Source organism: Pseudomonas nitroreducens (assembly GCF_024170165.1).
Taxonomy (GTDB): Bacteria; Pseudomonadota; Gammaproteobacteria; order Pseudomonadales; family Pseudomonadaceae; genus Pseudomonas; species Pseudomonas nitroreducens_C.
In genome coordinates this window covers 119,171-144,822 of the sequence record NZ_JALJXP010000003.1, presented here as the reverse complement: position 1 = coordinate 144,822, position 25,652 = coordinate 119,171, and the positions used below count along the sequence as shown (strand labels likewise).

27 protein-coding genes are annotated in these 25,652 nt (G+C 66.1%); 8 read left to right on the top strand and 19 right to left on the bottom strand.

From position 1 onward, the window contains the following. Positions 1 to 68: 68 nt before the first annotated feature. The 3 genes from J2T47_RS07675 (at position 69) to J2T47_RS07665 (ending at position 1,235) form a co-directional block, all read left to right on the top strand. Positions 69 to 386 carry a helix-turn-helix domain-containing protein gene (locus J2T47_RS07675; RefSeq protein ID WP_253444265.1) on the top strand — a complete coding sequence of 106 codons (318 nt, stop codon included), beginning with the start codon at positions 69 to 71 and terminating at the stop codon, positions 384 to 386. After that, positions 383 to 748 carry a hypothetical protein gene (locus J2T47_RS07670; protein ID WP_081520209.1) on the top strand — a complete coding sequence of 122 codons (366 nt, stop codon included), beginning with the start codon at positions 383 to 385 and terminating at the stop codon, positions 746 to 748. Before J2T47_RS07675 ends, J2T47_RS07670 begins: the two co-directional genes overlap by 4 nt. A gap of 70 nt (positions 749 to 818) precedes the next feature. Next, positions 819 to 1,235, top strand: coding sequence for a sel1 repeat family protein (locus J2T47_RS07665; RefSeq protein ID WP_253445099.1), 417 nt, complete (start codon positions 819 to 821; stop codon positions 1,233 to 1,235). Position 1,236: 1 nt separating this feature from the next. Here the strand turns inward: J2T47_RS07665 and J2T47_RS07660 are convergent, their stop codons facing one another. Continuing rightward, positions 1,237 to 2,985 (bottom strand): bifunctional diguanylate cyclase/phosphodiesterase, encoded by a 1,749-nt coding sequence (locus J2T47_RS07660; protein ID WP_253444262.1) that lies wholly within the window; start codon positions 2,983 to 2,985, stop codon positions 1,237 to 1,239. 91 nt (positions 2,986 to 3,076) lie between these two features. Next, on the bottom strand, positions 3,077 to 5,155 hold the full coding sequence (locus J2T47_RS07655; RefSeq protein WP_253444258.1) for a carboxy terminal-processing peptidase: 2,079 nt from the start codon (positions 5,153 to 5,155) through the stop codon (positions 3,077 to 3,079). A 138-nt stretch (positions 5,156 to 5,293) separates the two neighbouring features. Here J2T47_RS07655 and J2T47_RS07650 point away from each other — a divergent pair, with 138 nt between their 5' ends. Beyond that, positions 5,294 to 6,256, top strand: coding sequence for an NAD(P)H-quinone oxidoreductase (locus tag J2T47_RS07650; RefSeq protein ID WP_253444255.1), 963 nt, complete (start codon positions 5,294 to 5,296; stop codon positions 6,254 to 6,256). 73 nt (positions 6,257 to 6,329) lie between these two features. On the opposite strand, the gene J2T47_RS07645 is transcribed toward J2T47_RS07650, so the two are convergent. Genes J2T47_RS07645 through J2T47_RS07620 form a run of 6 tightly spaced genes read right to left on the bottom strand, consistent with a single transcriptional unit; the run spans position 6,330 to position 11,509 of the window. Beyond that, positions 6,330 to 6,983, bottom strand: a complete 654-nt coding sequence (locus J2T47_RS07645) for an HAD family hydrolase (protein WP_253444252.1) — start codon at positions 6,981 to 6,983, stop codon at positions 6,330 to 6,332. Continuing rightward, a complete protein-coding gene (locus tag J2T47_RS07640) occupies positions 6,983 to 7,978 on the bottom strand; it encodes an ABC transporter ATP-binding protein (protein ID WP_253444249.1) in 996 nt (331 codons plus the stop codon). Before J2T47_RS07640 ends, J2T47_RS07645 begins: the two co-directional genes overlap by 1 nt. Next, positions 7,975 to 8,763: an ABC transporter permease gene (locus J2T47_RS07635; RefSeq protein ID WP_253444246.1), complete on the bottom strand. Its 789-nt coding sequence runs from the start codon at positions 8,761 to 8,763 to the stop codon at positions 7,975 to 7,977. The genes J2T47_RS07640 and J2T47_RS07635 overlap by 4 nt, the downstream gene beginning before the upstream one ends. Further along, entirely contained in the window at positions 8,747 to 9,589 is an 843-nt protein-coding gene (locus J2T47_RS07630; protein ID WP_253444244.1) for an ABC transporter permease, read from the bottom strand. The genes J2T47_RS07635 and J2T47_RS07630 overlap by 17 nt, the downstream gene beginning before the upstream one ends. Then, on the bottom strand, positions 9,586 to 10,395 hold the full coding sequence (locus J2T47_RS07625) for an alkaline phosphatase family protein (RefSeq protein ID WP_253444241.1): 810 nt from the start codon (positions 10,393 to 10,395) through the stop codon (positions 9,586 to 9,588). Before J2T47_RS07625 ends, J2T47_RS07630 begins: the two co-directional genes overlap by 4 nt. 55 nt (positions 10,396 to 10,450) lie before the next feature. Beyond that, the gene (locus J2T47_RS07620; protein WP_253444238.1) at positions 10,451 to 11,509 is read right to left on the bottom strand and encodes an ABC transporter substrate-binding protein; all 1,059 of its coding nucleotides are present in this window, start codon (positions 11,507 to 11,509) and stop codon (positions 10,451 to 10,453) included. A 325-nt stretch (positions 11,510 to 11,834) separates the two neighbouring features. On the opposite strand from J2T47_RS07620, the gene J2T47_RS07615 reads away from it, so the two are divergent. Next, positions 11,835 to 12,551 (top strand): UTRA domain-containing protein, encoded by a 717-nt coding sequence (locus J2T47_RS07615; protein ID WP_253444235.1) that lies wholly within the window; start codon positions 11,835 to 11,837, stop codon positions 12,549 to 12,551. 54 nt (positions 12,552 to 12,605) lie between these two features. Here J2T47_RS07615 and J2T47_RS07610 read toward each other — a convergent pair whose 3' ends face one another. The 5 genes from J2T47_RS07610 to minC all read right to left on the bottom strand — a co-directional run bounded on the left by J2T47_RS07610 (position 12,606) and on the right by minC (position 16,798). Next, entirely contained in the window at positions 12,606 to 13,895 is a 1,290-nt protein-coding gene (locus J2T47_RS07610) for a M18 family aminopeptidase (RefSeq protein WP_253444232.1), read from the bottom strand. A 114-nt stretch (positions 13,896 to 14,009) separates the two neighbouring features. Beyond that, entirely contained in the window at positions 14,010 to 14,645 is a 636-nt protein-coding gene (locus J2T47_RS07605) for an RluA family pseudouridine synthase (protein ID WP_253444229.1), read from the bottom strand. 77 nt (positions 14,646 to 14,722) lie between these two features. Next, positions 14,723 to 14,977 (bottom strand): cell division topological specificity factor MinE, encoded by a 255-nt coding sequence (gene minE, locus J2T47_RS07600; protein WP_045210300.1) that lies wholly within the window; start codon positions 14,975 to 14,977, stop codon positions 14,723 to 14,725. Continuing rightward, positions 14,974 to 15,789 (bottom strand): septum site-determining protein MinD, encoded by an 816-nt coding sequence (gene minD / locus J2T47_RS07595; RefSeq protein ID WP_017522034.1) that lies wholly within the window; start codon positions 15,787 to 15,789, stop codon positions 14,974 to 14,976. The genes minE and minD overlap by 4 nt, the downstream gene beginning before the upstream one ends. A 61-nt stretch (positions 15,790 to 15,850) precedes the next feature. Continuing rightward, positions 15,851 to 16,798, bottom strand: a complete 948-nt coding sequence (gene minC, locus J2T47_RS07590; protein WP_253444226.1) for a septum site-determining protein MinC — start codon at positions 16,796 to 16,798, stop codon at positions 15,851 to 15,853. A gap of 144 nt (positions 16,799 to 16,942) precedes the next feature. On the opposite strand from minC, the gene J2T47_RS07585 reads away from it, so the two are divergent. Together J2T47_RS07585 and J2T47_RS07580 are read left to right on the top strand one after the other, a co-directional pair. Further along, positions 16,943 to 17,875, top strand: coding sequence for a lipid A biosynthesis lauroyl acyltransferase (locus tag J2T47_RS07585; protein ID WP_253444223.1), 933 nt, complete (start codon positions 16,943 to 16,945; stop codon positions 17,873 to 17,875). 67 nt (positions 17,876 to 17,942) lie between these two features. Beyond that, on the top strand, positions 17,943 to 19,106 hold the full coding sequence (locus tag J2T47_RS07580; protein WP_253445095.1) for a patatin-like phospholipase family protein: 1,164 nt from the start codon (positions 17,943 to 17,945) through the stop codon (positions 19,104 to 19,106). Between the two features lie 77 nt (positions 19,107 to 19,183). Here the strand turns inward: J2T47_RS07580 and J2T47_RS07575 are convergent, their stop codons facing one another. The 5 genes from J2T47_RS07575 to J2T47_RS07555 all read right to left on the bottom strand — a co-directional run bounded on the left by J2T47_RS07575 (position 19,184) and on the right by J2T47_RS07555 (position 23,559). Further along, a complete protein-coding gene (locus tag J2T47_RS07575; RefSeq protein ID WP_253444220.1) occupies positions 19,184 to 20,044 on the bottom strand; it encodes a pirin family protein in 861 nt (286 codons plus the stop codon). 140 nt (positions 20,045 to 20,184) lie between these two features. Further along, positions 20,185 to 20,997 (bottom strand): MlaA family lipoprotein, encoded by an 813-nt coding sequence (locus J2T47_RS07570; RefSeq protein ID WP_253444217.1) that lies wholly within the window; start codon positions 20,995 to 20,997, stop codon positions 20,185 to 20,187. A 4-nt stretch (positions 20,998 to 21,001) separates the two neighbouring features. Further along, positions 21,002 to 22,351 carry a serine/threonine protein kinase gene (locus tag J2T47_RS07565; protein ID WP_253444214.1) on the bottom strand — a complete coding sequence of 450 codons (1,350 nt, stop codon included), beginning with the start codon at positions 22,349 to 22,351 and terminating at the stop codon, positions 21,002 to 21,004. A gap of 85 nt (positions 22,352 to 22,436) precedes the next feature. After that, the gene (locus tag J2T47_RS07560) at positions 22,437 to 22,922 is read right to left on the bottom strand and encodes a GNAT family N-acetyltransferase (protein ID WP_253444211.1); all 486 of its coding nucleotides are present in this window, start codon (positions 22,920 to 22,922) and stop codon (positions 22,437 to 22,439) included. 70 nt (positions 22,923 to 22,992) lie between these two features. After that, a complete protein-coding gene (locus J2T47_RS07555) occupies positions 22,993 to 23,559 on the bottom strand; it encodes a hypothetical protein (RefSeq protein ID WP_253444208.1) in 567 nt (188 codons plus the stop codon). A gap of 110 nt (positions 23,560 to 23,669) precedes the next feature. Here J2T47_RS07555 and J2T47_RS07550 point away from each other — a divergent pair, with 110 nt between their 5' ends. Further along, complete coding sequence (locus J2T47_RS07550; protein WP_253444205.1) at positions 23,670 to 24,035, top strand: hypothetical protein; 366 nt, start codon at positions 23,670 to 23,672, stop codon at positions 24,033 to 24,035. Position 24,036: 1 nt separating this feature from the next. Here the strand turns inward: J2T47_RS07550 and J2T47_RS07545 are convergent, their stop codons facing one another. Then, on the bottom strand, positions 24,037 to 25,596 hold the full coding sequence (locus J2T47_RS07545; RefSeq protein WP_253444202.1) for a beta (1-6) glucans synthase: 1,560 nt from the start codon (positions 25,594 to 25,596) through the stop codon (positions 24,037 to 24,039). Positions 25,597 to 25,652: the final 56 nt, after the last annotated feature.

Here is a 25,652-nt window from a genome sequence, read left to right as displayed (position 1 = left end):
GGTGCGCAGTATAGCCGGCACAGGCACGCATCAGGCTGTTAAGATGGCCGCCTGCAAGGAGTGTTGTCATGAACGTTCAAGTCATCATGCGTGACGGCGAAGCGGAGTACGCCGTGGTTCCCTGGGCCGAATACCAGGCCCTGCTGGCGGCTGCCGGCAGGGGCGTCGCCCAGGTCGTCAAGCCAGCTGCCGCTCCGGCATTCGAGGAGACGCCGGACTGGAAAACACTGCGTGAAGCCCGTGGCTTATCCCTCGAAACGCTGGCGCGTTCGGTGGGTATCAGCCCGTCCTACCTGGAACTGATCGAGAACGGCGAGCGCGAAGCCAGCGACGCCATCCAGCATGGCCTGCGTCGTGCCCTGGGCACTGGGGAGTCCGCTTCTTGAGCGTGCAGATCAGTCGCAAGCATTGGGAAGGCCTGCTCGGCGAGTTGGAAGACGCCCGCCGCCAGCGCCATCTGCTCACCTACCGCGCGCTGATCGAGCGCCTGCAATTGCCGACTCCGGCGATGACCGTACTGACCGCCGCGCTGGAGCATCTGGCCGCGCTGGATGCGCGCGGTGGTCGTCCGCTGCGCAGCTCGCTGGTGATCAGCCAGGGCGCCAGCCGCCTGCCGCGAACCGGTTTCTTCGAGTACGTCGAACGCCTGGGCCGCTTCTCCGGCGCACCGGATGGCCCCGCTGCCGCCGGCTGGCATGCGGCGGAAGTCGCGCGCGTCTTCGAGTTCGAGTATCCCGAGGAACTCTGACGTGGCGACACCCCGCGAGCTGTTCTGGCGCCTGCGTGCGCGGTTGAGTTACGCCCTGGCGCGACGCCTGATGGGCTGGCCGTGGATGGTGCGCCAGCCGCGGTCCTGGGCCTGGATGCAGGGCCAGTTTGCACGCATGGCAGCGCTGGGGGATGTGGGAGCACAGAGTTTCTACGGGCACTTGCTGCTGTTCCGCGGGCAGGGTTTCGGCGCTCGGGAGGAAGGCCTGCGCCTGCTGCGCCTTGCTGCTGCAGCGGGGGACCACAAGGCGGCGTACCAGGTGGGCGTGCAAGCGCTCAAGGGCGATACCCGCCATGCCGGTGATGCGCAGGAAGCTGCGCGCTACTGGGGCCAGGCAGCCGAGGCGGGACACCCATTGGCGGCGCGCAAGCTCGGCGAGCTGTATCGCAGCGGCGGCCCCGGCCTGGAACCCGACGAAGCCCAGGCCGAGCGCTACGAAGCGCGCGCGCACCAGCTGGGCCTCTGACTCATTCGGCCGTGAGAATGTGCAGGCTGTAGCCTGGCGTGTTCTTCGCGTGACGCTTGGCCTCCGAGGCGAGCCCTGCCAACTGGCCGGCATCCAGGCGTTGCCCGGCGCCGCTCTTCACGTGCACTACGCCAATCGACAGTGACAGCAGCGGATATTCCTCGCGTTGCCCCTGGCGGTTGTGCGCGACGAAGCAGCCCGCGTCCAGGTGCTCGCGACTGTAGAAGCGCCGGCACTGTCCCTGGAAATCCTCGAGCAGGTGATTGAGGCGTTCGCGCCAGTCCTGCGTCCCCAGCACCAGCATGAAGTCGTCGCCGCCTATGTGGCCGACGAAGTCGCGCGTTGGGTCGACCCGCTCGCCCAGGCACTGTGCCAGGCACAGCAGGACTTCGTCGCCGCGTGCGTAGCCGTAGAGATCGTTGAAGGGCTTGAAGCTGTCGATGTCGACGTAGCAGACCACCGCCTCGCGACCCTGTTGCAGCAGGCGCGCCAGGCACTGCTGGATGGGCACGTTGCCCGGCAGCAGGGTCAGTGGGTTGGCGTAGCGGGCCTGGCGGATCTTCTGTTCGGTGATCAGCTTGAGCACGTCGATCACCCGACCCAGGCCGAGGTAGCGGCCGTTCAGGGTGATGATGAAATCTTCCTCGATGCGCTGCCGCGCGCGACTGGTGAGCAGGCGGCTGACTTGCTGCAGTGACTGGCTGCGCTCCACGGCGAGGAAGTCGTCGCTCATCAGCCGGCTGATCGGCTTGCGTGCATACAGCTCCGGCGCGAAGGGCTTGAGCAGGGCGTCTGACAGCGCGTGCCGGTGGACGATGCCGACGGGCTGGTCATGGCTGTCGAGCACCGCCAGGGAGTTCAGGTTGGCCTGGGCGCGAAAGGCCTCCAGCACATCACCAATCGGCGTGCTGTCGCGCACGGCCGGCTGCTCCAGCAGCAGCGGCGCGAGGTCGGATTGCTCTTCGGCAAGCAGTGTGCCGGCGTTGTCGACTTCCGGCAGCAGGGCGCGGGCGTCGCGCGGTGGCGTTTCGTTGGGGCGGCCGAGCAGGTAGCCCTGTACCAGGTCCACACCCATCTCCGAGAGCACCGCCAGTTCTTCCGGAATCTCGATGCCTTCGGCGATCACCTGGGCGCGGGAGGCATGGGCCATCTTCAGGATCGAGCCGACGAACTCGCGCTTCACCGCATCCAGGTGAATGCCCTCGATGAAGTGACGGTCGATCTTCACGTAGTCGGGGCGCAGCTCGGACCACAGGCGCAGGCTGGAATAGCCGGCGCCGAGGTCGTCCAGGGCGATGGAGAAACCCATGGCGCGGTAGTGGTGCAGGGCGGTGTCGAGGAGGGTGAAGTCCTCGATGGGCGTCTGCTCGGTCAGCTCGATCACCACGTCGCTGGGCGAGATGCCGAAGGTCTGCAGCAACTGCAGTGTGCGCCCGGGCTGGTGGGTCGGCTCCAGCAGGGACTCCGGGGACACGTTGAGGAACAGTTTTCCCTCGAGTTTCAGGTCGCGGTAACGTGCGCAGGCCTTGCGCCGGCAGAGCAACTCCAGCTGGCTGAGGCGGCCGCTGCTGCGGGCGATGCTGAACAGCGGCAGGGGCGAGTGCAGGGGGCCGTTGGACGGGCCGCGGGTGAGGGCTTCGTAGCCCACCAGGCGCCTTTCCGACAGCGACAGGATGGGCTGGAACAGGCAGTGCAGGTCGCCGTGAGCGAGGATCTGGTCCAGCGCGCTCAACTGCTCGGTGACGGTCATGACGGTTCTCGGTGGCTGTAAAAAGCAAAAGGGCCGGTTTCCCGGCCCTGTGCATTTCACGACAGCGTCATGACTGTTTGATTACACCTGATCAGTGTTTCGCGACCTGGGAGTCGAGATTCAGGTAGTCGATCAGGATATGCCCGGACTCGGTGAGGTAGGCGTCGTCCTGCGGCTTGGTCTTGTCCTCTTCCGGCAGGGCGTTCTCGTCTTCCTTCTTCAGCTCCTTGAGCGGCTCCTGGCCCTTGGATTTGCGCAGGGCGTTCTCCATGGCCAGCTGGCGGTTCTCGATGCTGGTCTGCTGGGCGCGACGCTTGGCTTCGTTGAGGCTGACGGTCTTTTCCTTCATCAGCTCCTGGGCCAGGGCGAGGCGCTCACGGGCATAGACGAAGTCAGCGTTGTGCTCGGTGCGCGCGTCGTGGCGGGTGCGCAGCTGGTCGAGGAACGGCTTGAACGGATCGGCCTGGGCCTTCAGCGCGGGCTTGATGGTGTCCCACGGCATGGAGTCGGGCAGGGCGCTCTCGCCGATTTCCTTGTCGTCGACGATGGACGGGTAGGCGATGTCCGGGATCACGCCCTGGTGCTGGGTGCTCTGGCCGGAGACGCGGTAGAACTTGGCCAGGGTCAGCTTCAGCTCGCCATGGTTGAGCGGCTGGATGGTCTGCACGGTGCCCTTGCCGAAGGTCTGGCCACCGACGATGAGCGCGCGGTGGTAGTCCTGCATGGCGCCGGCGAAGATCTCCGAAGCCGAGGCGGACAGGCGGTTGACCAGCACGGTCATCGGGCCGGTGTAGAAGGCCTTGCCCTCGTCATCGTTGAGCACGTCGACGCGGCCGTCGCTGTTGCGCACCAGCACGGTCGGGCCCTGGTCGATGAACAGGCCGGTCAGCTCGGTGGCTTCCTGCAGGGAGCCGCCGCCGTTGTTGCGCAGGTCGATGACGATGCCGTCGACCTTGTCCTTCTGCAGTTCGGCGATGAGCTTCTTCACGTCGCGGGTGGTGGACTTGTAGTCCGGGTCGCCCGCGCGATAGGCCTTGAAGTCGAGGTAGAACGCGGGCACGTCGATGATGCCCAGCTTGTAGTTCTTGCCTTCGTGGTCGATGGTGATTTCCGACTTCTTCGCTGCCTGGTCTTCCAGCTTCACCGCCTCGCGGGTGATGGTGACGATCTTGCTGGTCTGGTCGTTCGGCGCGTTGGTCGACGGAATCACTTCCAGGCGGACCTGCGAGCCTTTCGGGCCGCGGATCAGCTTGACCACTTCATCCAGACGCCAGCCGACTACGTCGACCATCTCGCCCTTGCCCTGGGCGACGCCGATGATCTTGTCGGAGGTGGCGATCTGCTTGCTCTTCTCGGCGGGGCCGGCCGGTACCAGGCGTACGACTTTCACGTAGTCGTTGTCGCTCTGCAGTACGGCGCCGATGCCTTCCAGCGAGAGGCTCATGTTGATGTCGAAGTTTTCCGCGCTGTCCGGCGACAGGTACTGGGTGTGCGGATCGTAGGTCTGGGCGAAGGCGTTGATGTAGGCCTGGAAGATGTCTTCGCTGCGGGTCTGCTCCAGGCGCATCAGCTGGTTCTTGTAGCGCTTGGTCAGCTGTTCCTGGATGGCCTTGTTGTCCTTGCCGGCGATCTTCAGGCGCAGGACTTCGTCCTTCACCTTCTTGCGCCACAGGTCGTCGAGCGCGGCGCTGTCTTTCGCCCAGGGCGATTTCTCGCGGTCGATTTCCAGCGATTCGTCGGTGTTGAAGTCCATCTTGTCGACGCCCTTGTTCAGGGTGGCCAGGGCGAAGTCCAGGCGCTCCTTCAGGCGGTCGAGGTGACGCTTGTAGATGGTGAAGCCGGGCTCCAGTTCGCCGCTTTTCAGGAAGTCGTCGAACTGGGTGCGCCAGGGCGCGAACTGGTCGATGTCGGCCTGGGTGAAGTACATGCGCGCCGGATCAAGCGTCTTCAGGTAGCTGTCGTAGATTTTCGCCGAGCGCTCGTCGTTCAGCGGCGGCTTGTTGTAGTGATGGCGCTTGAGCAACTCAACGATGTTGAGGCTGGCGATCACCTGATCCCGGTCGGGCTGCAGGCCGTCCCAGACGTTCGGGCTGGTGGTCGCCGCGAACGAGGAAAAGGCAGTGGCGCCGAGGATGAACAACAGGGCGGTACGGGGCAAAAATCGCTTCATGCTGATTCGACTGATCGCGGAGTTATGACGCATATTAGGCCTTAATTGGCGGCGCCGGGTTCAATCGCAGATGAATTCGGCGCGAAGAAAGGGCCCGACCTTACGGATCGGGCCCTGCGAAGTCACTATGGAGGCAGCGTGAACGCATTGCAAGGCATCGAAGGGCGAGTGGAGTGGGGCGAGCGCCCGAACCCGGCTTGCGCACAGGGACAGATCCGAATCCAGGTCGCCGCCGCGGGACTCAACCGCGCCGACCTGCTGCAGGTGGCTGGTCTCTACCCGCCGCCGCCGGGGGCGAGCGACATCATCGGCCTGGAGTGTTCCGGCGTGGTGACCGAGGTCGGCGCCGGCAGCACCTGGCAGGTGGGCGACCGAGTTTGCGCGCTGCTGGCCGGTGGCGGCATCGCCGAGGAAGTGGTGGTGGACGAACGCCATGCACTGCCGGTGCCTGCGGGCCTGAGCCTGGCCGAAGCCGCCGCGCTGCCCGAGGTTTACGCCACGGCGTGGTTGAACCTGTTCATGCTCGGCGCGCTGCAACCCGGTGAGAAAGTCCTGCTGCACGCAGGCGCCAGCGGCGTCGGCTCGGCTGGCATCCAGCTGTGCAAGGCCTTCGGCAGCCCGTGTTGGGTGAGTGTCGGTTCGGCCGAGCGTCTTGCCTATTGCGAGGGCCTCGGCGCCGAGGGTGGCGCGCTGCGCGGCGAGAGCCTCGAATCGCTTCGGGATTTCGCTCCCTTCGATGTGATCCTCGATCCGGTGGGCGCGAGCTACGCCAAGCTGGACCTGGAAATCCTCGGCCGTGACGGTCGATGGGTGGTCATTGGCCTGATGGGTGGTCGCAAGGCCGAGCTGGACCTGGCGCTGCTACTGGGCAAGCGTGTCCAGCTGATCGGCTCGACCCTGCGTTCGCGCGACGCCGACTACAAGGCGCAGCTGATCGCCGAGCTGGGCCAGAAGGTCTGGCCGCTATTCGAATCGGGCAGGTTGAGTCCGCAACTGGAGCGCACCTTCCCGGTCCGTGACGCGCAGAGCGCGTTCGATGCCCTGGCGAGCAACCAGGTGCAGGGCAAGGTGGTGGTGGTGATCGACGAGAGCCTGAGCTGAGTCGATTGCAGCAATGAAAAGGGCCGCTGATGCGGCCCTTTTTTTCTGCAGAACTCTCCTGTCGCTGAAGGACTCACTTCCAGCTCAGTACATCCCAGCCCATCTTCTGCGCATGTTCCAGCAGCACCGGGTCGGCGTTCACCACGTGTGGGTGGCCCACCAGCTTGAGCAGCGGCAGGTCGTTGCGCGAGTCGGAGTAGAAGTGCGCCTCGGCCAGCGGGCTGTCGTCGCCTTCGAGCAGGTCGAGCAGGCGCAGCACCTTGCCTTCGCGGTAGGTCAGCACGCCCACGGTGCGGCCGGTGTAGTGGCCGTTGAGCACTTCCAGGTCGATGGCCAGCACTTCGTCGATGCCGATGCGTTCGGCGATGGGCTGCACCAGGTGCACGCCCGAGGCGGAGATCACCAGCGGACGGTCGCCAGCCTCGCGGTGGCGGGCCAGGGTGGCGCAGGCGTCGCTGTGGATCAGCGGTTCGATTACGTCTTCGACGAAGGTTGCCACCTCGCGCTCGATCTCGTCCACGCTGCGCCCGGCCATCGGCTCCAGGGCGAAGGCCATGTAGGCCTCCATGGGCAGCTTGCCCTGCGCGTACTGCGCCATCAGCTCGGCGTCACGCTTGAGGAACGACTCCGCGTCCACCCAGCCCAGATCGGCCATGCGCCGGGCCCACAGGCTCGCGCAGTCGCCGTCGATCAGGGTGTCGTCGAGGTCGAATATCACCAGGGCCATCAGGCCACCTCCCGAATGCTTTCAATGTCGATTTGCAGGCCGAGCGGAGTGCCGGCCGGGTACAGGCGCTCGGCGCTGCGGTTGAGGACGTCTACGGTCAGCTCGACGCCACTGGCGTCGACCCGGTAGCGGATCACGTTGCCCAGCAGGCTGTGGGAGAGTACCCGAACCGGGATGCCTTCGCCCGGCTCCACGCTCAGGCGCAGGGACTCGGGGCGGATCGCCACCTGCTGGCGGAACGGGCGGTCCAGCAACCGGGTCGCCTGGGCCGCGTCGAGGAGGTTGTAGTTGCCGATGAAACCGGCGGCGAAGGCGTTTTCCGGCGCGGTGTAGAGCGTCTCGGCGTCGCCGCTCTGGACGATGCGCCCGGCATTCATCAGCACGATGCGGTCGGACAGCGTCAACGCTTCTTCCTGGTCGTGGGTGACGAACACCGTGGTCAGTTTCAGCTCCTGCTGGATGCGCCGGATCTGCTCGCGCAGGTGCTTGCGGATGCGCGCATCCAGCGCCGATAGCGGTTCGTCGAGCAGCAGCAGGCGCGGGCGGGTGACCAGCGAGCGGGCCAGGGCGACGCGCTGGCACTGGCCACCGGACAGCTGGTGCGGATAGCGCGCGGCCAGCGGGCCGAGCTCGACCATTTCCAGCGCCTCGCGCACGCGCTGGGCGGACTCCGCAGCAGGCACTTTCTGCATGCGCAGGCCGAAGGCGACGTTCTGTTCCACGGTCATGTTGGGGAACAGCGCGTAGCTCTGGAACACCATGGCGATGCCGCGCTTCTGCGGGCTCCTGGGCACGATGTCGTCGCCGTCCAGCAGGATGCGCCCGCTGTCCACCGCGGTCAGGCCGGCGATGCAGCGCAGCAGGGTGGACTTGCCGCAGCCGCTGGGGCCGAGCAGGGTGACGAACTCGCCGCGCTCGGCGGCAAAGTCGATGTCCTGGAACACCGTGGTGCTGCCGTAGCTCTTGTTCAGTGTCTCGACGCTGAGGAAGCTCATGCCTTGTCCTTGCTTAAACGGTTGGCCGCCCAGGTGAGCAGCAGGACGAAGAGGAAGTAGGAGACCACCACCGCGCTGGTGTAGTGGCCGCTGCTGTTGCGCATGTTGTTGAGGAACACCTGCAGCGTTTCGTAGCGGGTGCCCACCAGCAGGTTGGCGAACACGAACTCGCCGATGAGGAAGCTGAAGGACAGGAACAGCGCCACCATCAGGCCCTTGCGCAGGTTCGGCAGCACTACCAGCAGGGCGGCCTGCCAGGTGCTGGCGCCGAGCAGGTGGGCAGCGTCCATCAGGTCGTGCAGGTTGATCGCCTGCAGGTTGTTGCTGATCGCCCGGTACATGAAGGGCAGGGCGATGGTGAAGTAGCAGCCGATGAGGATCCACGGCGTGCCCACGATGGGCACCGGTCCCGAGGCATAGAGCTGCAGCAGGCCGACCGACGACACCACCGGCGGCACTGCGAAGGGCAGCAGGATCAGTACGTTCATCAGCGCATCCAGGCGCGGGAAGTAGTAGTGGATGACGAACATCAGCGGCAGCACCAGCACCACACTGAGGATCAGTGCGCCAAAGCACACCAGCAGCGACTGGCCGAAGGCGACGAGGAAGCGCGGGTCGCTCCACAGGGTCAGGAACCACTTCAGGGTCAGCCCGTCCGGCAGCACGCTGGCGCTCCACGAGGTGGCCAGCGAATAGAGCAGGGTGGCGGCCAGCGGCACCAGCAGGATCAGGAACAGCGCGTAGACCACCACGCGGTGGTACAGGGGGCTAGCGTTTCGCGACATGGTAGCTCCGGCGCAGCAGCCACTGGTGGGCCAGGGTAATGATGCTCATCAGGCCGACCAGCACCATCGCCAGCGCACTGGCCATGTTCGGGTCGAGGAACACGTCGCCCGACACCAGCCCGGCGATGCGGATCGGCACCACGTTGAAGTTGCCGGTGGTCAGCGAGTAGACCGTGGCGTAGGCGCCCAGCGCGTTGGCCAGCAGGATGACGAAGGTGCCCAGCAGTGCAGGGGTCAGCACCGGGATGCCGATGTGCCGCCAGAACGCCCACTGGCTCGCGCCCAGCAGGGCTGCGGATTCGCGCCAGTCCTCGCGCAGGGCGTCGAAGGCCGGGTAGAGCAGCATCACCCCCAGGGGGATCTGGAAGTAGGTGTAGAGGATGATCAGGCCGGTCTTCGAATAGAGGTTGAAGTCCTCGATGATCCCCGCCTGTTTCAGCAGCAGCGTGATGGCGCCGTTGAAGCCCAGGATGATGATGAAGGCGAAGGCCAGCGGTACCCCGGCGAAGTTGCTGGTCATGTTGGCGAAGGCCATCACGAAGTCGCGCAATTTGCTGTCCACCTGGCGCAGCGAGTAGCTGCCGAGGATGGCGATGAACAAGCCGATCAGGCTCGACCAGACAGAAATCTCCAGGCTGTAGCGGATCGCCTGCCGGTAGAAGGGCGAGCCGAATATCTCGCTGAAGTTGGCCAGGCCCCAGCCGTCGCCGGTGCGCACGCTGTTGATCATCACCCACAGCAGCGGCGCGAGCTGGAAGGCGAAGAAGAACAGCGCGAAGGGCAGCAGGCAGAGCAGGGCGAAGAGTTTCCCGGTGTTCGATCTCATGCCTTGAGCAACTCCCGGCAGAGCGGTTTGTCGTGGGCGGCGCCGAGGATTTCGCAGAGCGTGCCGCAGAGTTCGACCTGGCGCGGGCGCGCCTGGTCATCGAGGCTGAACGCCTCGCCGAAGACGAACAGCGGCACTTCGCGCTCCTCGGGGAGAATGCCGCCGTGGCTGCGGTCGTCGTTCATGCCGTGGTCGGCGGTGACCATCACCTGGTAGCCGGCAGCCAGCCACTGGTGCAGGTATTCGGAGAGGATGATGTCGACGTGGCGCGCGCTGTTGCGGTATTGCGGCGTGCCCAGGCCGTGCTTGTGTCCGGCGTCGTCGATGTTCATCGGGTGCACCAGCAGGCAGTTCGGCGCATGCCGGCGGCGCAGCGACTCGGCGTCGGTGAACAGGTGCGAGTCGGGATAGTGGTCGGTCCAGTAGAAGTGGCCGTGCTGGATCGGCAGGGATTCGTCGTCGGTATGCCGGTCGCGCGCCGGATCAAAAGGCGTGCGGTTGTACAGCTCGCTGACCCAGTTGTACGCCGCCGCCGCGGTGGTCAGGCCGGCATCGCGGGCGTAGTGGAACAGGCTGCGCTGGTTGGACAGGCGGGACACGTCGTTGTGCAGGATGCCGCTGTCGATGGGGCGCACGCCGGTGAGGATGCATTCGTACAGCGGGCGCGACAGCGAGGGCAGCTCGCACTCCAGGCGGTAGAGCTGGCCGCGGCCGGCGTTGCACAGGGCCTGCAGGTGGCCCATGCAGTCGTGGGCGACGCTGTAGTTGAGGCCGTCGAGGACGACCAGGATGACGTCGTGGCGCATGGGGCGGGGCCTTCGTTGAAGCGCGGCCGCCCCGGCGAACCGGGGCGGCTGGGCGTCATTGCATGTTGATGATGACGTTTTCCTGCCACAGCCGCGGCAGACGCTTGGAGGTCTCTTCCCAGGCCTTGGGGTCCTTGATCGGCTGGGCCTTGGCGTACTGCTCGTTGGGCAGCAGCTTGGCCTTCACGTCGGCCGGCAGGGTCAGGTGCTCGGCGCGGATCGGCCGGGCATTGCCCTTGGCCAGGTTGATCTGCCCGGCATCGCTGAAGATGTACTCGCGGGCCAGCTTGGCGGCGTTCGGGTTCTTCGCGTACTTGTTGATGATGGTGGTGTAGCCGGAGATCACCGAGCCATCGGAGGGGATCAGCACCTCGAAGCGCGACGGGTCGATCTGGTCACGGTAGCTCAGGCCGTTGAAGTCCCAGACGATGCCGACTTCCACTTCACCCTTCTCCAGGGTGTTGATCACCGGGTTGGTCAGCGACAGGCGACCCTGCTTGGCCAGCTGGGCGAAGAACTCCAGGCCCGGCTTGATGTTCTTCTCGTCGCCGCCGTTGGCGATGCTTGCGGCCAGCACGCCGTTGACGGCCTGGGCGGCGGCGCTGACGTCACCGATGGTGACCTTGTACTTGCCCTTGAGCAGGTCGGCCCAGCTGTGCGGGACGTCCTTCACCAGTTGCTTGTTGACGATGAAGGCGATGGTGCCGGTATAGGCGAGCGCCCAGTGGCCATCCTTGTCCTTGGCCCATTCCGGGACCTGGTCCCAGGTGCTGGGCTTGTAGGGCTGGCTGACGTCCATCTGCATGGCGATCGGGCCGAAGGCGGCACCGACGTCGCCGATGTCGGCGCTGGCGTTTTCCTTCTCGGCCTTGAACTTGGCCAGCTCCTGGGCCGAGCTCATGTCGGTGTCCATGTGCTTGAGGCCGTACTTGCTTTCCAGGTCCTTCCAGGTGTCCTTCCAGTTCGCCCAGCTGTCGGGCATGCCCACGCTGTTGACCTGGCCTTCCTTGCGGGCGGCGGCTTCCAGCGATTGCAGATCGGCGGTGGCCGCCATGGCGAGGCCGCTGCCCAAGGCAATGGCCGATCCCAGCAGTGAAGCAAGCAAGCGTTTCATTCGGTGCTCCTTCGGTTCGGTGATTTCAAGCGTGGTCTAGATCAGCAAGACGCAGGCCAATCTAAGCGGGGCGGATGACAGTTTGATGTAAGCCCCAGGCGCGCCGGCCCGGCCTTGAGCTGCCGGCGGGTCGTAGGGAAAAAGCGTAGACCATCGCCAACGCCTTGATCCGCCTGGGCTACGCTGGTGTCGTTAACTGGCATGGGCGCTGCTTGCAAAGGCAGTGTCACGGGACGGTCATGGGGCTTTTCTAGGATGACCGCACCCCGTCAGGGGAAAGTAATGCCCTGTTCTGGGGCTGGACTAGTCCAAAAGAGGGAATCGAATGCGCGATACGGCGCTACCCACGGTCACGGCGATCTGCCGCGCACTCATCGAGCAGATCGACAGCGGCCTGCTCAGCGCTGGCGGCAAGCTGCCGGCCGAGCGCAAGCTGAGCGAGTTGTTCGACACCACGCGAATCACCCTGCGCGAGGCGCTGGGGCAACTGGAGGCCCAGGGGCTGATCTACCGCGAGGAACGCCGCGGCTGGTTCGTCTCGCCACCGCGCCTGCTGTACAACCCGCTGGTGCGCAGCCACTACCACGCCATGGTCGAAGGCCAGGGCCGTGTGCCGGCAACCGAGGTGCTGTCGGCCCGGCAGATTCCCGCCAGTGCGGCGATCTGCGAGCTGCTGGAGCTCCCGGCGCTATCCAGCGTCTACCAGATCCGCCGGGTGCGGCGGGTGGATGGGCGGCTGGTGCTCTACGTCGAGCATTACCTCAACCCGGCGTACTTCCCCGGCATTCTCGACAGCGACCTGACCTGCTCACTGACCGAGCTGTATGCCAGCCGTTATGACATCCGCTACGGCCGCGTGCGCTTCGACATGGTGCCCACCGCCCTGCACGGCGAGGCGGCCAGCGTGCTGCGTGTCGCCGAGGGCAGCCCGGCGCTGCGCATCACCCGCATCAACGGCGACCAGCACGGGCGCATCATCGATTGCGATCTGGAGTTCTGGCGGCACGATGCCATCCACGTCAGCGTGGAAGTGCCGGATTGATTGCAGGAGCGGAGTGCGGGAAGAAAAACGCCCGGCTTTTGCCGGGCGCTCGGGTCAGGGCAGGTCGGCGCTGTCGTAGAAGGCGCTGAGGACCTTGGCCAGGTAGTGCAGGTCCTGGCTGCCGGCCAGCTCGCGGATGGAGTGCATGGCGAAGGTCGGCAGGCCGATGTCGACGGTGCGCACGCCGATCTGGCTGGCGGTGATCGGGCCGATGGTGGAGCCGCAACCCATGTCGCTGCGGGTCACGAAGCTCTGCACCGGCACTTCGTTTTCCAGGCACAGGTGGCGGAAGAAACCGGCGGTCTCGCTGTTGGTGGCGTAGCGCTGGTTGCTGTTGATCTTGATCACCGGGCCGCCATTGAGCTTCGGGCCGTGGTTGCCGTCGTGCTTGTCGGCGTAGTTCGGGTGTACGCCGTGGGCATTGTCGGCGGAGACCAGCAGCGAGCGCTGCACGGTACGGGTGAAGGCATCGCCCTCGGGCAGCAGGCGGCGCAGCACCTGCTCCAGGAACGGGCCGTCGGCGCCGCAGGCGGAGCAGGAACCCACTTCTTCGTGGTCGGTGCAGACCAGCACGCCGCTCTGCTCGTCGCTGCTGCCCAGCAGGGCCTGCAAGCCGGCGAAGCAGGACAGCAGGTTGTCCAGGCGGGCGCCGGCGATGAAGGCCTGGTCGAGGCCGATCACGGCGGCGCGCTGGGTGTCGTAGAAGCTCAGCTCATAGTCGAGGATGGCGTCGGCGGTGATGCCGTGCTCCAGTTGCAGCTGTTCGCCGAGCAGGTCGCGGAAGTCGCGGGTCTCGCCAGCGGCGACCTGGGCGAGGATCGGCGGCAGTTCGGTCTGCGCGTTGATCGACCAGCCCAGGTTCGCTTCGCGGTTGAGGTGGATCGCCAGGTTCGGGATCACCGCGATGGGCGCCCGGAAGTCGATCAGCTTGCTCTCGACCTTGCCGGCCAGGCGGAAAGTAACACGACCGGCCAGGGACAGGTCGCGGTCGAACCAGGGGGCGAACAGCGCACCGCCGTAGACTTCGACGCCCAGCTGCCAGTAGCCGTTGCGCACCAGCTCGGGGTTCGGCTTGACGCGCAGGCAGGGGCTGTCGGTGTGCGCGCCGACCAGGCGCAGGCCATTCTCCAGCAGCGGCGCGGTGCCGAGCTTGAAGGCGATCAGCGAGGAGTCGTTGCGGGTGACGTAGTAGCGGCCACCGGCTTCGGTGCGCCAGGCGTCGCGCTCGTCCAGGCGCTGGTAGCCGGCCTCTTCGAGACGCAGGGCGAGGGCCTGGGTGGCGTGGAAGGGAGTGGGGGAGGCCGCGAGGAAATCGATCAGGCCCTGGTTGAGTTCTGTACGCATGGGTAACTCCGGACAGCGAATGGCCGGAAGTTTAACGTAAATGCGCGAATCTGCGGCCTGGGGACAGGGCGTCGGGCGTACAACCGTCCACGGTTGCACGCCGACCAGAAACGGTCAGAACGGCGCGGGCGACTCGAAGCGCAGGCGCTCGCCGGTCTGCGGATGGGTCAGGGCCAGCATGCTGGCGTGCAGGCACAGGCGGTCGCGCAGCTCCAGAGCTTCGCCTTCGGCATACAGGCGGTCACCCAGCAGTGGGTGGCCGATGGTCAGCATGTGCACCCGCAGCTGGTGCGAGCGGCCGGTGATCGGCGTGAGCTCGACGCGGCTCCAGTTGCCGTGGCGCTCCATGACGCGCCAGAAGGTCAGCGCATGCCGGCCCAGCTCGAAGTCGACCACGTGGCGTGGCTTGGTCGGCGGGTCGTAGCGCAGCGGCGCTTCGATGCGGCCGCTGTCCAGTGCCGGCTCGCCCCAGCACAGCGCGGTGTAGGCCTTCTCGGTCTCGCGGTCGTGGAACTGGCGGGACAGCTCGCGGTGGCTGTCGGCGTCGCGAGCCAGCACGATCAGGCCGGAGGTTTCCCAGTCCAGGCGGTGGACGATGCGCGCCTCCGGGTAGCCGTTCTCCTGCAGACGGGTGATCAGGCAGTCCTTGTTGTCGTCCGCGCGGCCGGGCACGGAGAGCAACAGGGTGGGCTTGTTCACCACCAGCAGGGCGGCGTCCTCGTGGACGAATTCGATCTGGGAAAGCGGCATGGAAGCTCGTACGCAAAAGTAAGTGAGACAGAAACGACTGCGGCGGCCGAAGCCGCCGCAGATTCACCCGGGCCGGATCAACGCTCCGGCAGGGTGATGTTGAGTTCCAGGATCGAACAGCTGCCCTGGTTGGCCAGCTCGACCTGGACTTGTTCCTGGTCGATTGGCACGTATTTGCGGATCACTTCCAGCAGGTCTTTCTGCAGCTGCGGGAGGTAGTCCGGTTGCGAACGGTTGCCGCGCTCATGGGCGACGATGATCTGGAGTCTTTCTTTCGCGATCGAGGCGCTGTTTTGCGCTTTCCGGCTGCGGAAGAAATCTAAAAGGCTCATTCACGTCCTCCGAACAGTCGTTGCAGGAATCCTTTCTTCTGCACGTCGAGGAAACGGTGGGGCATTTCTTTGCCCAGCAGTCGCTCGACGGCGTCGCTGTACGCCTGGCCGGCATCGCTTTCTTCGTCGAGGATGACCGGTACACCCTGGTTGGATGCCTTGAGCACCGCCTGGGATTCCGGGATCACGCCGAGCAGACGGATGGCCAGGATTTCCTCGACGTCCTCGACGCCGAGCATTTCGCCCTTGGTGACGCGCTCGGGGTTGTAGCGGGTCAGCAGCAGGTGTTCCTTGATCGCGTCCTCGCCTTTCTCGGCGCGGGCGGATTTGCTGGCCAGCAGGCCGAGCATGCGGTCGGAGTCGCGGACCGAGGATACTTCCGGGTTGGTCACGACGATCGCCTCATCGGCGTAGTACATGGCCAGGTGGGCACCCTTCTCGATGCCGGCCGGGGAGTCGCAGATCACGTAGTCGAAGGACTGCTTGAGTTCTTCGATGACCTTGCCGACGCCTTCCTGGGTGAGTGCGTCCTTGTCGCGGGTCTGGCTGGCGGCCAGCACGAACAGGTTCTCGAGGCGCTTGTCCTTGATCAGGGCCTGGGTGAGGGTCGCTTCGCCGTTGATGACGTTGACGAAGTCGTAAACCACGCGGCGTTCGCAGCCCATGATCAGGTCGAGGTTACGCAGGCCTACGTCGAAGTCGACGATGACGGTCTTGTGGCCGCGCAGGGCCAGGCCGGTGCCGATGGCTGCGCTGGTGGTGGTTTTACCGACGCCACCCTTACCGGAAGTGACTACGAGGATCTTGGCCAAGGTGATTCACCCCAAAGAAAAAACGAAGAATTCTGGTCCCTGAAAGTCGCGGCAGTATCCGTTAAAGGCGGGTGATGTTCAACACGTCACCCGACAGGCTGACGTGCACCGCCTGCCCCCATTGCGGACTGCGTCGAAGGTCTTCGGCGACCTTGTAATTACCAGCGATGGACACGAGTTCCGCGGCCAGCTGCTGGCAGAAAATCCGCGCGCTGGTGTCGCCCTTGACACCGGCCAGGGCACGACCGCGCATCGGACCGTACACATGGATATTTCCGTCGGCGAGAAGTTCCGCACCCGGGCTGACGGGGGCGAGCACGATCAGGTCACCGCCGGCGGCGTAGATCTGCACGCCGCCGCGTACCGGGGTGGTCACCAGCTTGGTCGGACGGACGACCGGCGCCGGCGGCTCGGCCGGTTTTTCCGGTGCAGCTTCCGGAGCCTCTTCCTTGGCTGCTTCCGGCGCTTCGGCGGAGGTCTGGACGGCAACCTCGGCGGACTTCTCCGATGGGGCTGCGGCGGGCTGGTCGGCCGGTTTTTCGGCCTGCACGCCTGCGCCGGCGGCCTGCTCGACCACCTTCTCGGAGAGCTTCTCTCCACGCGGGCGACGTACCGGTGCGGCGCCGGTCACCTGCGGCACGGCGTCTTTGGGCTCGACCGCGCGCTCGCGGGAGGACCCCGAGGGCGGCAGTACCGGGATGTCGAACATGGTGGCCAGGCGGATGTCTTCCTCGCGGCTGGCGCGCACTGCCAGGGTGCGCAGGCCGTGGCGGCGGCAGATGTCCAGCACGCCTTGCAGGTCGAGCTGGCCTTCGCCGTCGGGGAGCTTGTCCAGTGCCAGCACCAGGGGAGTGTCGCGGAAGAAGTTGGGCGCCTGGGCGACCTTGTCGGCGAGCTGGCGGTCCAGGCGCGGCAGGTCGTTGTGGGCCAGTTCCAGAACGGTGACGGCCAGCATGCTGCCCTTGAGCTGGAATACGGGATCTTGGTCGAGAAGGTCAGCTTGGCTCATGGTCGGACTGCGTCATCAAAATGGTTGGACTTATAGCGGACCGCCCCGGCAGCCGCAAGCGTGGCCGATGGCTAGGCCGCGCGGGAGGCGCCGGACGTGTCGGCAAGGTAGAATGTCGGGCTTCGATCGTGACCGGAAAGTTCCATGGACCGCCCCACCTTTCGCCGTGAGTTCCTCCATCCCCGCCATTGGCCGCTCTGGCTCGGCCTTGGCGTGCTGTGGCTGGTGGTGCAGTTGCCGTACCCGATGCTGCTGGGTCTGGGCCGTGCGCTGGGCGCGCTGATGTACCGCGTGGTCGGCAGCCGTCGGGCGATTGCCGCGCGCAACCTGGAGCTGTGCTTCCCGGAGCTCTCCGCCGCCCAGCGCAAGCGCCTGCTCAAGGAAAACTTCGCTTCCACCGGCATCGCCTTCTTCGAGATGGCCATGAGCTGGTGGTGGCCGAAGGCGCGACTGGCCAGGCTCGCCCATATCGAAGGCATCGAGCACCTGAAGAAGGCCGAGGCCGAAGGCAAGGGCGTGATCCTCATGGCCATGCACTTCACCACCCTGGAGATCGGTGCAGCGCTGCTCGGCCAGGTGCAGACCATCGACGGCATGTACCGCGAGCACGACAACCCGGTGTTCGATTTCGTCCAGCGTACCGGTCGCGAGCGACATAACGCCGACGCCACCGCCATCGAGCGCGAGGATGTGCGCGCCATGCTCAAGGTGCTGCGCGCCGGTCGCGCCATTTGGTACGCGCCGGACCAGGACTACGGCGCCAAGCAGAGCCTGTTCGTGCCGTTGTTCGGCATCCAGGCGGCTACCGTTACCGCCACCACCAAGTTCGCCCGCCTGGGCCGCGCGCTGGTGCTGCCTTTCACTCAGTCGCGCCTGGCCGATGGTTCCGGCTATCGCCTGACGATCCATCCACCGTTGGAAGACTTTCCCGGTGAAAGCGAAGAAGCCGATTGCCTGCGCATCAACCAGTGGGTAGAAAGCGAGATTCGCCGCCAGCCCGAGCAGTACCTCTGGGCGCATCGCCGCTTCAAGAGCCGCCCCGAGGGCGAGCCCAAGCTCTACGACAAGAAGAAGTAGTGCGTCGGCGGACTACGCTGGAACCGACGAGACAAGGACTCCTGCCGTGACCGACTCCGCCCCTTCCCTGCAATCCCCAGCCGTCACTGGCCTGATCCTCTCCGGTGGCGGCGCGCGGGCGGCCTACCAGGTCGGCGTGCTGGCCGCCATCGCCGAACTGCTGCCCGAGGGCGCGGAAAACCCCTTTCCGGTCATCGTCGGCACCTCCGCCGGTGCCATCAATGCGGTCGGGCTGGCCTGTGGTGCGCTGTCCTTCACCGGCGCGGTGGAGCGCCTGACCAAGGTCTGGAAGGGCTTCCGCACCGGGCAGGTGTACCGAGCCGACTGGCCCGGCGTGGTCAGTCAGGCGTTCAAGTTTCTCGGCCACAGCCTGCTGGGGCTGGGCAAGCGCGAGCCGGTGGCGCTGCTCGACAGCACACCGCTGCGTTACCTCCTCGAGCGCGAGCTGGACCTCTCCGGCATCGCCGCCGCCGTGCGCCGGCGCAACCTGCGCGCAGTGGCGGTGACTGCGTTCGGCTATGAGTCCGGACAGGCAGTGACCTTCTACCAGGGCCGCGCGACCATCGACCCCTGGCTGCGCCACCGTCGCATCGGCGTGCCGACGCGGCTGCAGATCGAGCACCTGCTGGCCAGCTCGGCGATACCCCTGCTGTTCCGGCCAGTGAAGATTCTCCGCGAGTTCTTCGGCGACGGCGCGGTGCGCCAGCAGGCGCCGATCAGCCCGGCGCTGCACCTGGGCGCCAACCGTGTGCTGGTGATCGGCGTCAGCGGCAATCCCACGGTGGGCAGCGCCAACGAGCAGGTGGCCACCTACCGCACCGGGCAGCCGCCGAGCCTGGCGCAGGTGGGCATCCACCTGTTGAACAGCACCTTCATCGACAGTCTGGAAGGCGATATCGAACTGCTGCACCGCATCAATTTCCTCAGCTCGCTGGTGCCCGAAGAGGCGCGCCGCGCGACGCTGGGGCTGGCGCCGGTGGATGTGCTGCTGATTTCACCGAGCCGGCCGCTGGACGAGATCGCCGCGCAGTACCGCCACGAGCTGCCCAAGCCGCTGCGCCTGTTCCTGCGCGGACCGGGGGCGACCAGGGCGAGCGGGGCGGGCGTGCTCAGTTACCTGCTGTTCGAGCCGGGCTACTGCAATGCGCTGATCGAACTGGGGTATCGCGATGCCATGGAAAAGCGCGCGGAGATCGCGCGCTTTCTGGGGATGGAAGACTGGTCGCTGTAAACCGCAGATGCCTGTAACAGCGGACCTTGTCCGCTGATCGCGGGCATGGCCCGCTCCTACAGGGGGCCGGAAAGGCTTCAGACCGCGAAGACACCATCGCGGTAATCGCGCAGGGCCTGCTCGATCTCCTCGCGGCTGTTCATCACGAACGGGCCGTACTGCACGATCGGTTCATCGAGCGGCTTGCCGGCCAGCAGCAGGACGCGTGCGCCCTTGTCGCTGGAGAGCTGGATCTCGTCGCCCTGGCCCAGGCGCACCAGGCGGTTGGTGGCGACGGTTTCGTCACCGCGCTCGCCCGGCACCTGCAGTGATCCCTCGTAGACATACAGCATCACCCGATGACCCGCCGGAATGCGCGGGGCCACCGACGTGCCGGCCGGCAGCACCAGGTCGTAGTAGTGCGGCTCGGTGCCGGGGCGCTGCACGGCGCCATCGATGGAGGTCTCGCCGTCGTCGAAGCGTCCGGCGATCACGGTCACGCCCACGCCTTTCGACGTCGTCACGCGCGGCACGTCCTCGGGCTCGATGTCGCGGTAGCCGGCCGGGGCCAGCTTGTCCTTCGCCGGCAGGTTCAGCCACAGCTGGAAGCCGCGCATGGCCCCTTCCACCTGCTCGGGCATCTCGCTGTGGATGATGCCGTGGGCGGCCGTCATCCACTGTACGCCGCCGGGCTTGAGCAGGCCGCTATTGCCCAGGTGGTCTTCGTGGCGCATGCGCCCTTCGAGCATGTAGGTGACGGTCTCGAAGCCACGGTGCGGGTGGGCCGGGAAGCCGGCGATGTAGTCGTCGGGATTCTGCGTGTCGAACTGGTCGAGCATCAGGAACGGATCGAAGCGCTCGATGCCGGGGCCGCCGATCACGCGGGTCAGGCGCACGCCGGCGCCGTCGGAGGCCGGGTGGCCGATGTGCTGGTCGATCACGGTACGTAAACGGGTCATGGGGACCTCCTTGATCTGTGAATGGAGATCATCCTAGTCCCAAATGATGGATGAATGGTTGCGAGTTTTTTGGCTTAGCTATCGATTAATTCGATGATTTGCCGGAAGGAAAACAGCCGCCCGAAGGCGGCGGTGGCGGCTCACTCCTGGATCTGCAGGCGCCGGGCTTCGGTGTAGAAGTAGCGCAGCTTCTCGTACTCGAAGGGCGTGTTCATCTGCCCGTAGCGGAAGCTGTTGCTGTAGCGCTTGTCGATGATCTCCAGCACCGGCAGTTCCCAGTACTCGCGGCTGAGGTCGGAGTAGTCCAGGTAATTCACTTCGCGGGCGGCGATGAAGTCGGTGACCAGCCCACCGGTGTCGCGCAGGTTGGACGGGCCGAGGATCGGCAGCATCAGGTACGGGCCCTCCGACACGCCCCAGTAGCCCAGGGTCTGGCCGAAGTCCTCGCTGACCTTGGGCAGGCCCATGGCGGTGGCCGGGTCCCACAGGCCGCCGATGCCGAGGATGGTGTTGAACAGCAGCCGCGCGGTGCTGTTCGCCGCGCGTTCGGCCTTGAGCTGGGCGACGCTGTTGAGCAGGGTCGGCACCTCGCCCAGGTTGCTGAAGAAGTTGCTCACGCCGGTGCGCACGAAGCGCGGGGTAACGTACTCGTAGCCGTTGACCACGGGCAGGAACACCCACTCGTCGAAGCGGTAGTTGAAGTGGTAGACCCGGCGGTTCCACGACTCCCAGGGGTCGTAGACGTTGAGAGCATCGAAGGTGGCGCGCTCGAACTCGCGCTGGTCGAGGCCGGGGTTGAACTTCAACGCATCCAGCGGGTGCTTGAAGCCGTCTTCGTCCGGCGCCATGTCGAAGGCGGTGGAGGTCGGCGTCTTTATGGGTTGCGGCGTCTCGGCCTGGGCGAGGCCGCAGGCCAGCAGCAGGGCGAGGGTCCAGGAGTGGCGAAGTGGCATGGAGTCAGTTCCCTGTCTGCGCGGTGGCGATGCCGGTGGCCGAGGCATCCTGTCCCTTGAAGAAGTCGAGCATGTCCTGGGCGTTCACACGGTAGTTGAGGTTGCCGCAGTGGCCGCCACGCGGGTAGAGCGTCAGGCGGTCGCCGAAGGTCCGGCGCAGGAAGCCGATGTCGCCCGGGCCGAGGATGACGTCGTCGGCGTTGTGCATGACGGCGATCTTCGGGCTCGCCTTCAGGTAATCCTGGACACCGTACAGGCTGACCTGGTCGACCAGCTGCGGCAGGCTGCCGCCGTCGTACTTGGCGCGCCACAGCGGCATCAGCTGGTCGGTCATGTAGCACTCGAAGTCGCACTGCATGGCCCGCTTGAAGAAGGGCGTCAGGCTGGTGCCTTCGGTGATCGGGTATTTGGGCGGGGTGATCAGGCCGCGACGGTTGATCAGGTCCGAAGTGAAGGCGATGTCGGCGGAGGAGAAGCGGAACACCGCGCCGATCAGCATGGCCATCTCCTCGTTGGAGAGGTGCTGCTTGGACTGTTGCAGGTCGAAGAGGAAGGCGTCGTTGAGGTCGACGTAGCCTTTCTGCTCGAAGTAGCGGGTCAGCTTGGCCAGCACCACCTGGTAGAAGGTGTTGGTGTCGTTGATGCCCTTGACCTGGGTCTGCACCAGCTTGTCGAGGTTGCTCACCGAGGTGTAGAGGTTCACTGGCGGGTTGAGCAGCAGCACGCGCTTGAAGTTGAAGCTGCGGCGGGTTTCGTCGAGCTTGCTGACGAAGGCTGCGTGCAAGGCGCCGAGGCTGTAGCCGGTCAGGTAGTAGTCGCTGACGGGCAGGTCCGGATGCTGCGCGCGCACGGCCTGCATCACCCGGTACAGGTCATCGGCGTCGTCGGGCGTGTAGCCGGGCGTGGCGACGCGCGATGCGCCGACCATGAAGTCCCAGCTGGTCGGCGAGGACAGTTGCACCACGTGGTAGCCGGCGTTGTAGAACAGGCGCTTGAGGTACTCCGGGGTGGTGCTGGAGTAGTGGGCGCCGGTGCCGGCGATGATGAACACCAGCGGCGCCTTGTGATTCTGCCAGGCCAGGCGGTAGTGCAGCTTCTTCACCGGCCAGAAGTTGCTCGGCAGCTCGTGCTCGCGTTCCGGGCGCAGCTTGAGCGCGTAGTCCGACTGGCGGATGTCGTCGTCCGTCGGCAACTGCGGGCGCAGCTCCGGCGGAGTGGTGGCGATAGTTGCCTCGAACGGGTTGAGCAAGGGGTAGCCGTAGCTGGCCTGATCCACATCGCGGGCGAAAGCGGGCCCGGCGAGTCCCAGTGCGAGGCTGCCGATCAGGGTGGCCACGCGGCGCAGAAATGTCATGGTTCGGAGTCCTTTCAAGAGGAGGCCAACTCTAGGGTGACCGCGCATTAAGACCAGCACATTTCCCACAAGTGCGATATGCGTTTCAGTCCTTGCGCGCCAGGTCATGCAACGCATCGCCGGTTAGACGATAGACGGTCCATTCGTCCTGTGGGCGCGCGCCCAGGCTGCGGTAGAACCCGAGGGCGGGTTCGTTCCAGTCCAGCACCGACCACTCCAGGCGCCCGCAGTCGCGCTCCACGGTCAGGCGCGCCAATTCGGTGAGCAGCGCCTTGCCCAGGCCGGCGCCACGCGCAGCAGGGCGCACGTAGAGGTCTTCGAGGTAGATGCCCGGCTGGCTCAGCCAGGTCGAGTAGTTGTGGAAGAACAGCGCAAACCCCTGGGGCTCGCCGTCCACTTCGCCGATCAGCACCTCGGCATAGGGGCGCGGGCCGAACAGGTGATCGAGCAGGCGCCGGGCGTCGGCCTTCACCTCGTGGACCAGCTTTTCGTAGTCGGCCAGTTCACGGATCAGCTCGAGTATCAGCGCGATGTCGTCGGGAACGGCGGGGCGCAGGGTGACGCAGGGCATGGGAAGGTCCTTGTGCTGCGAATGTCCCGGAGCATGCCCAAAGCCCTGCACCGCTGGCAACAGGAGCGTCTCAGTAGCGCTCCAGGCTTTCCAGCCAGATCAGTTCACAGGCGCCAGCGCCCGTGTCCTCGCGGGTCAGTGAGCTGACCCAGCGCCAGCCGTCGTCGCCTTCCACGCGCACCAGCTTGCCGGACAGGCGCACGTGCTCCCCGGCGCTGACCTGGGCCAGGGTGCGCGCGACGCTCTCGTTGGCCGGGATCATGTGCATGTTTGCGGCGTGGGCTTCCAGTTCGCGGCGGGGAATCGGCAGCTTGTCGGCGTGCCAGTAGAACCAGCGATTGCCCTGGCTGATGCGGATATCAGCCAGCACCTTCGGATCATCCATCGGCCCCCAGCCCAGGGCCAGGTCGGTGGGGGAAAGCTCGGCCTCGCGGCCCAGGCGGTAATCCTCGCGGCCGAGCACGCGGGCTTCGATGCTGAAGTCCTGCAGCGGGTAGATGGAATAGCGTTCGACGCGCAAGCCGCCAGCGGGCAGGGCCTGGCTGTGCGGCGGCGGTGCTGGGAGGCGCTCGGTCGGCCACAGCCACCAGAAGCTGGTGGCCACGCAGACCAGCAGGAACAGGGTCGATCGCTTCATCGAAGGCTCCGTGGGTGCAGGAAGTTTAAGCAGGCTTTGGCCCCTCTTGCATCGGCCCCGGCGCTGGTTATGCTGGGCGCCGATTTCCCGCCTCCCGGAGTAGTGGCGCCATGTCCCGTCGTTTGCCCCTGATCCTCCTGCTGCTCGCCCTGGCGCTCTGGCTGGCCGCCAGCTATGGCTTGCGTTTCGGGCTGATGGAGGACAGTCGGTGGGTGGGTATCTGCGCCGACGAAGCCACTCGCTGGGAGTGCAGCGCGCGCTCGCAACTGGGCTGGGCGATCCACTTCGGCGTGTTCGGCAAGCTGGCGCTTGGGCTTTCGCTGCTGGCCTTCTTCGTGCCGCGCCAGGCCGGCTGGTGGCTGGCGATGCTGGCGATGCTGGTCACGCTGCCGGCGCTGGTGCTGTACAACGCCGGGCTCGCGGTGTTCGCCGTGGTGCTGGCCGGGTTGCGCCTGGTGCGCGCGCCGGCCCGCTGAGTCAGGCCTTTCGTCCTGCCGGGCGCAGCCCGCGCAACAGCGCGGCCAGCAGGAGCAGGCTTACCGCCGCCCAGCCCAGTGCCTGAAGGTTGCTCAAGCCTTCCATTGCCAGCTGTGCGGGAATCCCTGCCGCGATGATCAGCGCCAGCAGAAGCGCTTCGCGGCGCGGCGCGGCAACCGGTCGGCACAGGTAGACCAGCGCCGGGAACAGCAGGGCCGCGCTGGGGAAGCTGCGGTAGCGCGCATCGAAGACCATCCCCAGCATCAGTACCGCGCCGGCGAAACCGCCGGCTGCCAGCCACAGTCCGGCGCGGCGTTGCAGGGCGTCGAACGCCTGCGAGCGCCAGCCCGCGCGGGCCGACAGCGCCAGGCTGATGTGCAGCAGCACCAGCAGGTTGAGGCCGGTCAGCAGCGCCGCCCAGAGCCATTCGCCCCAGAAGCGGCTGGTGATCACCGACAACTCCAGCCACAGGCCGATGCAGCCGGCGCCCAGTGCGCCGGCCAGCGGCAACAGGAAAGCACTGCGGGCAGAGGCGGGGCGGCCGCCCACCAGCAGAGCGCCAAGCAGGATCACGCCGGAAAGCCCCAGCCACAGCGGCCATCCCGGCAGGTTGCTGACCGGCCCGGCGAGCACGCCTTTCTCCTCGCGGTCGGCGCTGAACAGGCCCCAGTAGCCGCCCACCGCGCCTTCGCTCTGGCGCTTCCAGGGCTGGTCGAAGGCTTCGATCAGGTTGTAGTGCCAGCCTTTCTCCTCGGCCATGTGCACGAAGCCGCGAATGAAGCGTGCCTCGTTGACCCGGCTGGGCAGGGCGGTCTCGCGCTGGCGGCCTTCGCTGGGCCAGCCGGTCTCGCCGATGAGGATGTCCTTGGGGGCGAACTCGCGGCCGAAGTCCTCGCGGATCTTCGCCACGTGGGCAAGGGCATCGTCGATGCCGCTGGGGTTGTCTTCCCAGTAGGGCAGCAGGTGGATGGTGACGAAGTCCACCGCCGGAGCGATTTCCGGGTGCTGGTGCCAGAACTCCCAGACGTCGGCATAGGTTACCGGCTGGTGCACCTGGGCCTTTACCTTGTGGATAAGTCCGGCCAGATAGCGCCCGGTGACTTCCTTGCGCAGCAGGGTCTCGTTGCCGACGATCACCGCCTGGACCACGTCCGGGTACTGGTTGGCGGCCTTGATCAGCGCTGCGACTTCACGCTCGGTATCCACCGGGTTGGCGTTTACCCAGGCGCCGAGCATCAGCTTCAGGCCGTGCTTGCGGGCCAGCGCCGGGATGCCCTCCAGGCCGGTCATGGAATAGGTGCGCACGCAGTCGAAGCGCGTCGCCAGCAGCGCCAGGTCGGCGTCCATCTGCTCCGGGCGCAGCACAAAGGGCTGGTCGAAGGGCGACTGGTCCTTGGCGAACGGGCTGTAGGACGCGCATTGCAGCTTGTGCGTGGGCGTGGCCGCGTCGGGCAGGGTCACCGGTTTGCCGAGGCCGTACCAGAGCCCGCAGAGGGCAATGACGGCAAGCAGCAGGGCGAGGCAATAGGGGAGAAGCGGAAAGCGCGAGGACTGTGGCATGGGGGCACGCGAACCGTGGCGAGGCGCGCATCTTAGCAACGCCGCCGGCTGCCGTC

Excerpts from the sequence above, each read along its gene's own strand:
- J2T47_RS07565 (WP_253444214.1), bottom strand. The coding sequence starts at position 22,351 with ATGACATTTCTGCGCCGCGTGGCCACCCTGATCGGCAGCCTCGCACTG.
- J2T47_RS07635 (WP_253444246.1), bottom strand. The coding sequence starts at position 8,763 with ATGTCGCGAAACGCTAGCCCCCTGTACCACCGCGTGGTGGTCTACGCG.
- J2T47_RS07605 (WP_253444229.1), bottom strand. The coding sequence starts at position 14,645 with ATGCCGCTTTCCCAGATCGAATTCGTCCACGAGGACGCCGCCCTGCTG.
- J2T47_RS07610 (WP_253444232.1), bottom strand. The coding sequence starts at position 13,895 with ATGCGTACAGAACTCAACCAGGGCCTGATCGATTTCCTCGCGGCCTCC.
- J2T47_RS07645 (WP_253444252.1), bottom strand. The coding sequence starts at position 6,983 with ATGGCCCTGGTGATATTCGACCTCGACGACACCCTGATCGACGGCGAC.
- J2T47_RS07615 (WP_253444235.1), top strand. The coding sequence starts at position 11,835 with ATGCGCGATACGGCGCTACCCACGGTCACGGCGATCTGCCGCGCACTC.
- J2T47_RS07665 (WP_253445099.1), top strand. The coding sequence starts at position 819 with ATGGGCTGGCCGTGGATGGTGCGCCAGCCGCGGTCCTGGGCCTGGATG.
- minC (WP_253444226.1), bottom strand. The coding sequence starts at position 16,798 with ATGAGCCAAGCTGACCTTCTCGACCAAGATCCCGTATTCCAGCTCAAG.
- J2T47_RS07585 (WP_253444223.1), top strand. The coding sequence starts at position 16,943 with ATGGACCGCCCCACCTTTCGCCGTGAGTTCCTCCATCCCCGCCATTGG.
- J2T47_RS07575 (WP_253444220.1), bottom strand. The coding sequence starts at position 20,044 with ATGACCCGTTTACGTACCGTGATCGACCAGCACATCGGCCACCCGGCC.
- J2T47_RS07640 (WP_253444249.1), bottom strand. The coding sequence starts at position 7,978 with ATGAGCTTCCTCAGCGTCGAGACACTGAACAAGAGCTACGGCAGCACC.
- J2T47_RS07550 (WP_253444205.1), top strand. The coding sequence starts at position 23,670 with ATGTCCCGTCGTTTGCCCCTGATCCTCCTGCTGCTCGCCCTGGCGCTC.
- J2T47_RS07555 (WP_253444208.1), bottom strand. The coding sequence starts at position 23,559 with ATGAAGCGATCGACCCTGTTCCTGCTGGTCTGCGTGGCCACCAGCTTC.
- J2T47_RS07620 (WP_253444238.1), bottom strand. The coding sequence starts at position 11,509 with ATGAAACGCTTGCTTGCTTCACTGCTGGGATCGGCCATTGCCTTGGGC.
- J2T47_RS07675 (WP_253444265.1), top strand. The coding sequence starts at position 69 with ATGAACGTTCAAGTCATCATGCGTGACGGCGAAGCGGAGTACGCCGTG.
- J2T47_RS07560 (WP_253444211.1), bottom strand. The coding sequence starts at position 22,922 with ATGCCCTGCGTCACCCTGCGCCCCGCCGTTCCCGACGACATCGCGCTG.
- J2T47_RS07625 (WP_253444241.1), bottom strand. The coding sequence starts at position 10,395 with ATGCGCCACGACGTCATCCTGGTCGTCCTCGACGGCCTCAACTACAGC.
- J2T47_RS07545 (WP_253444202.1), bottom strand. The coding sequence starts at position 25,596 with ATGCCACAGTCCTCGCGCTTTCCGCTTCTCCCCTATTGCCTCGCCCTG.
- J2T47_RS07630 (WP_253444244.1), bottom strand. The coding sequence starts at position 9,589 with ATGAGATCGAACACCGGGAAACTCTTCGCCCTGCTCTGCCTGCTGCCC.
- minE (WP_045210300.1), bottom strand. The coding sequence starts at position 14,977 with ATGAGCCTTTTAGATTTCTTCCGCAGCCGGAAAGCGCAAAACAGCGCC.
- J2T47_RS07655 (WP_253444258.1), bottom strand. The coding sequence starts at position 5,155 with ATGAAGCGATTTTTGCCCCGTACCGCCCTGTTGTTCATCCTCGGCGCC.
- J2T47_RS07660 (WP_253444262.1), bottom strand. The coding sequence starts at position 2,985 with ATGACCGTCACCGAGCAGTTGAGCGCGCTGGACCAGATCCTCGCTCAC.
- J2T47_RS07570 (WP_253444217.1), bottom strand. The coding sequence starts at position 20,997 with ATGCCACTTCGCCACTCCTGGACCCTCGCCCTGCTGCTGGCCTGCGGC.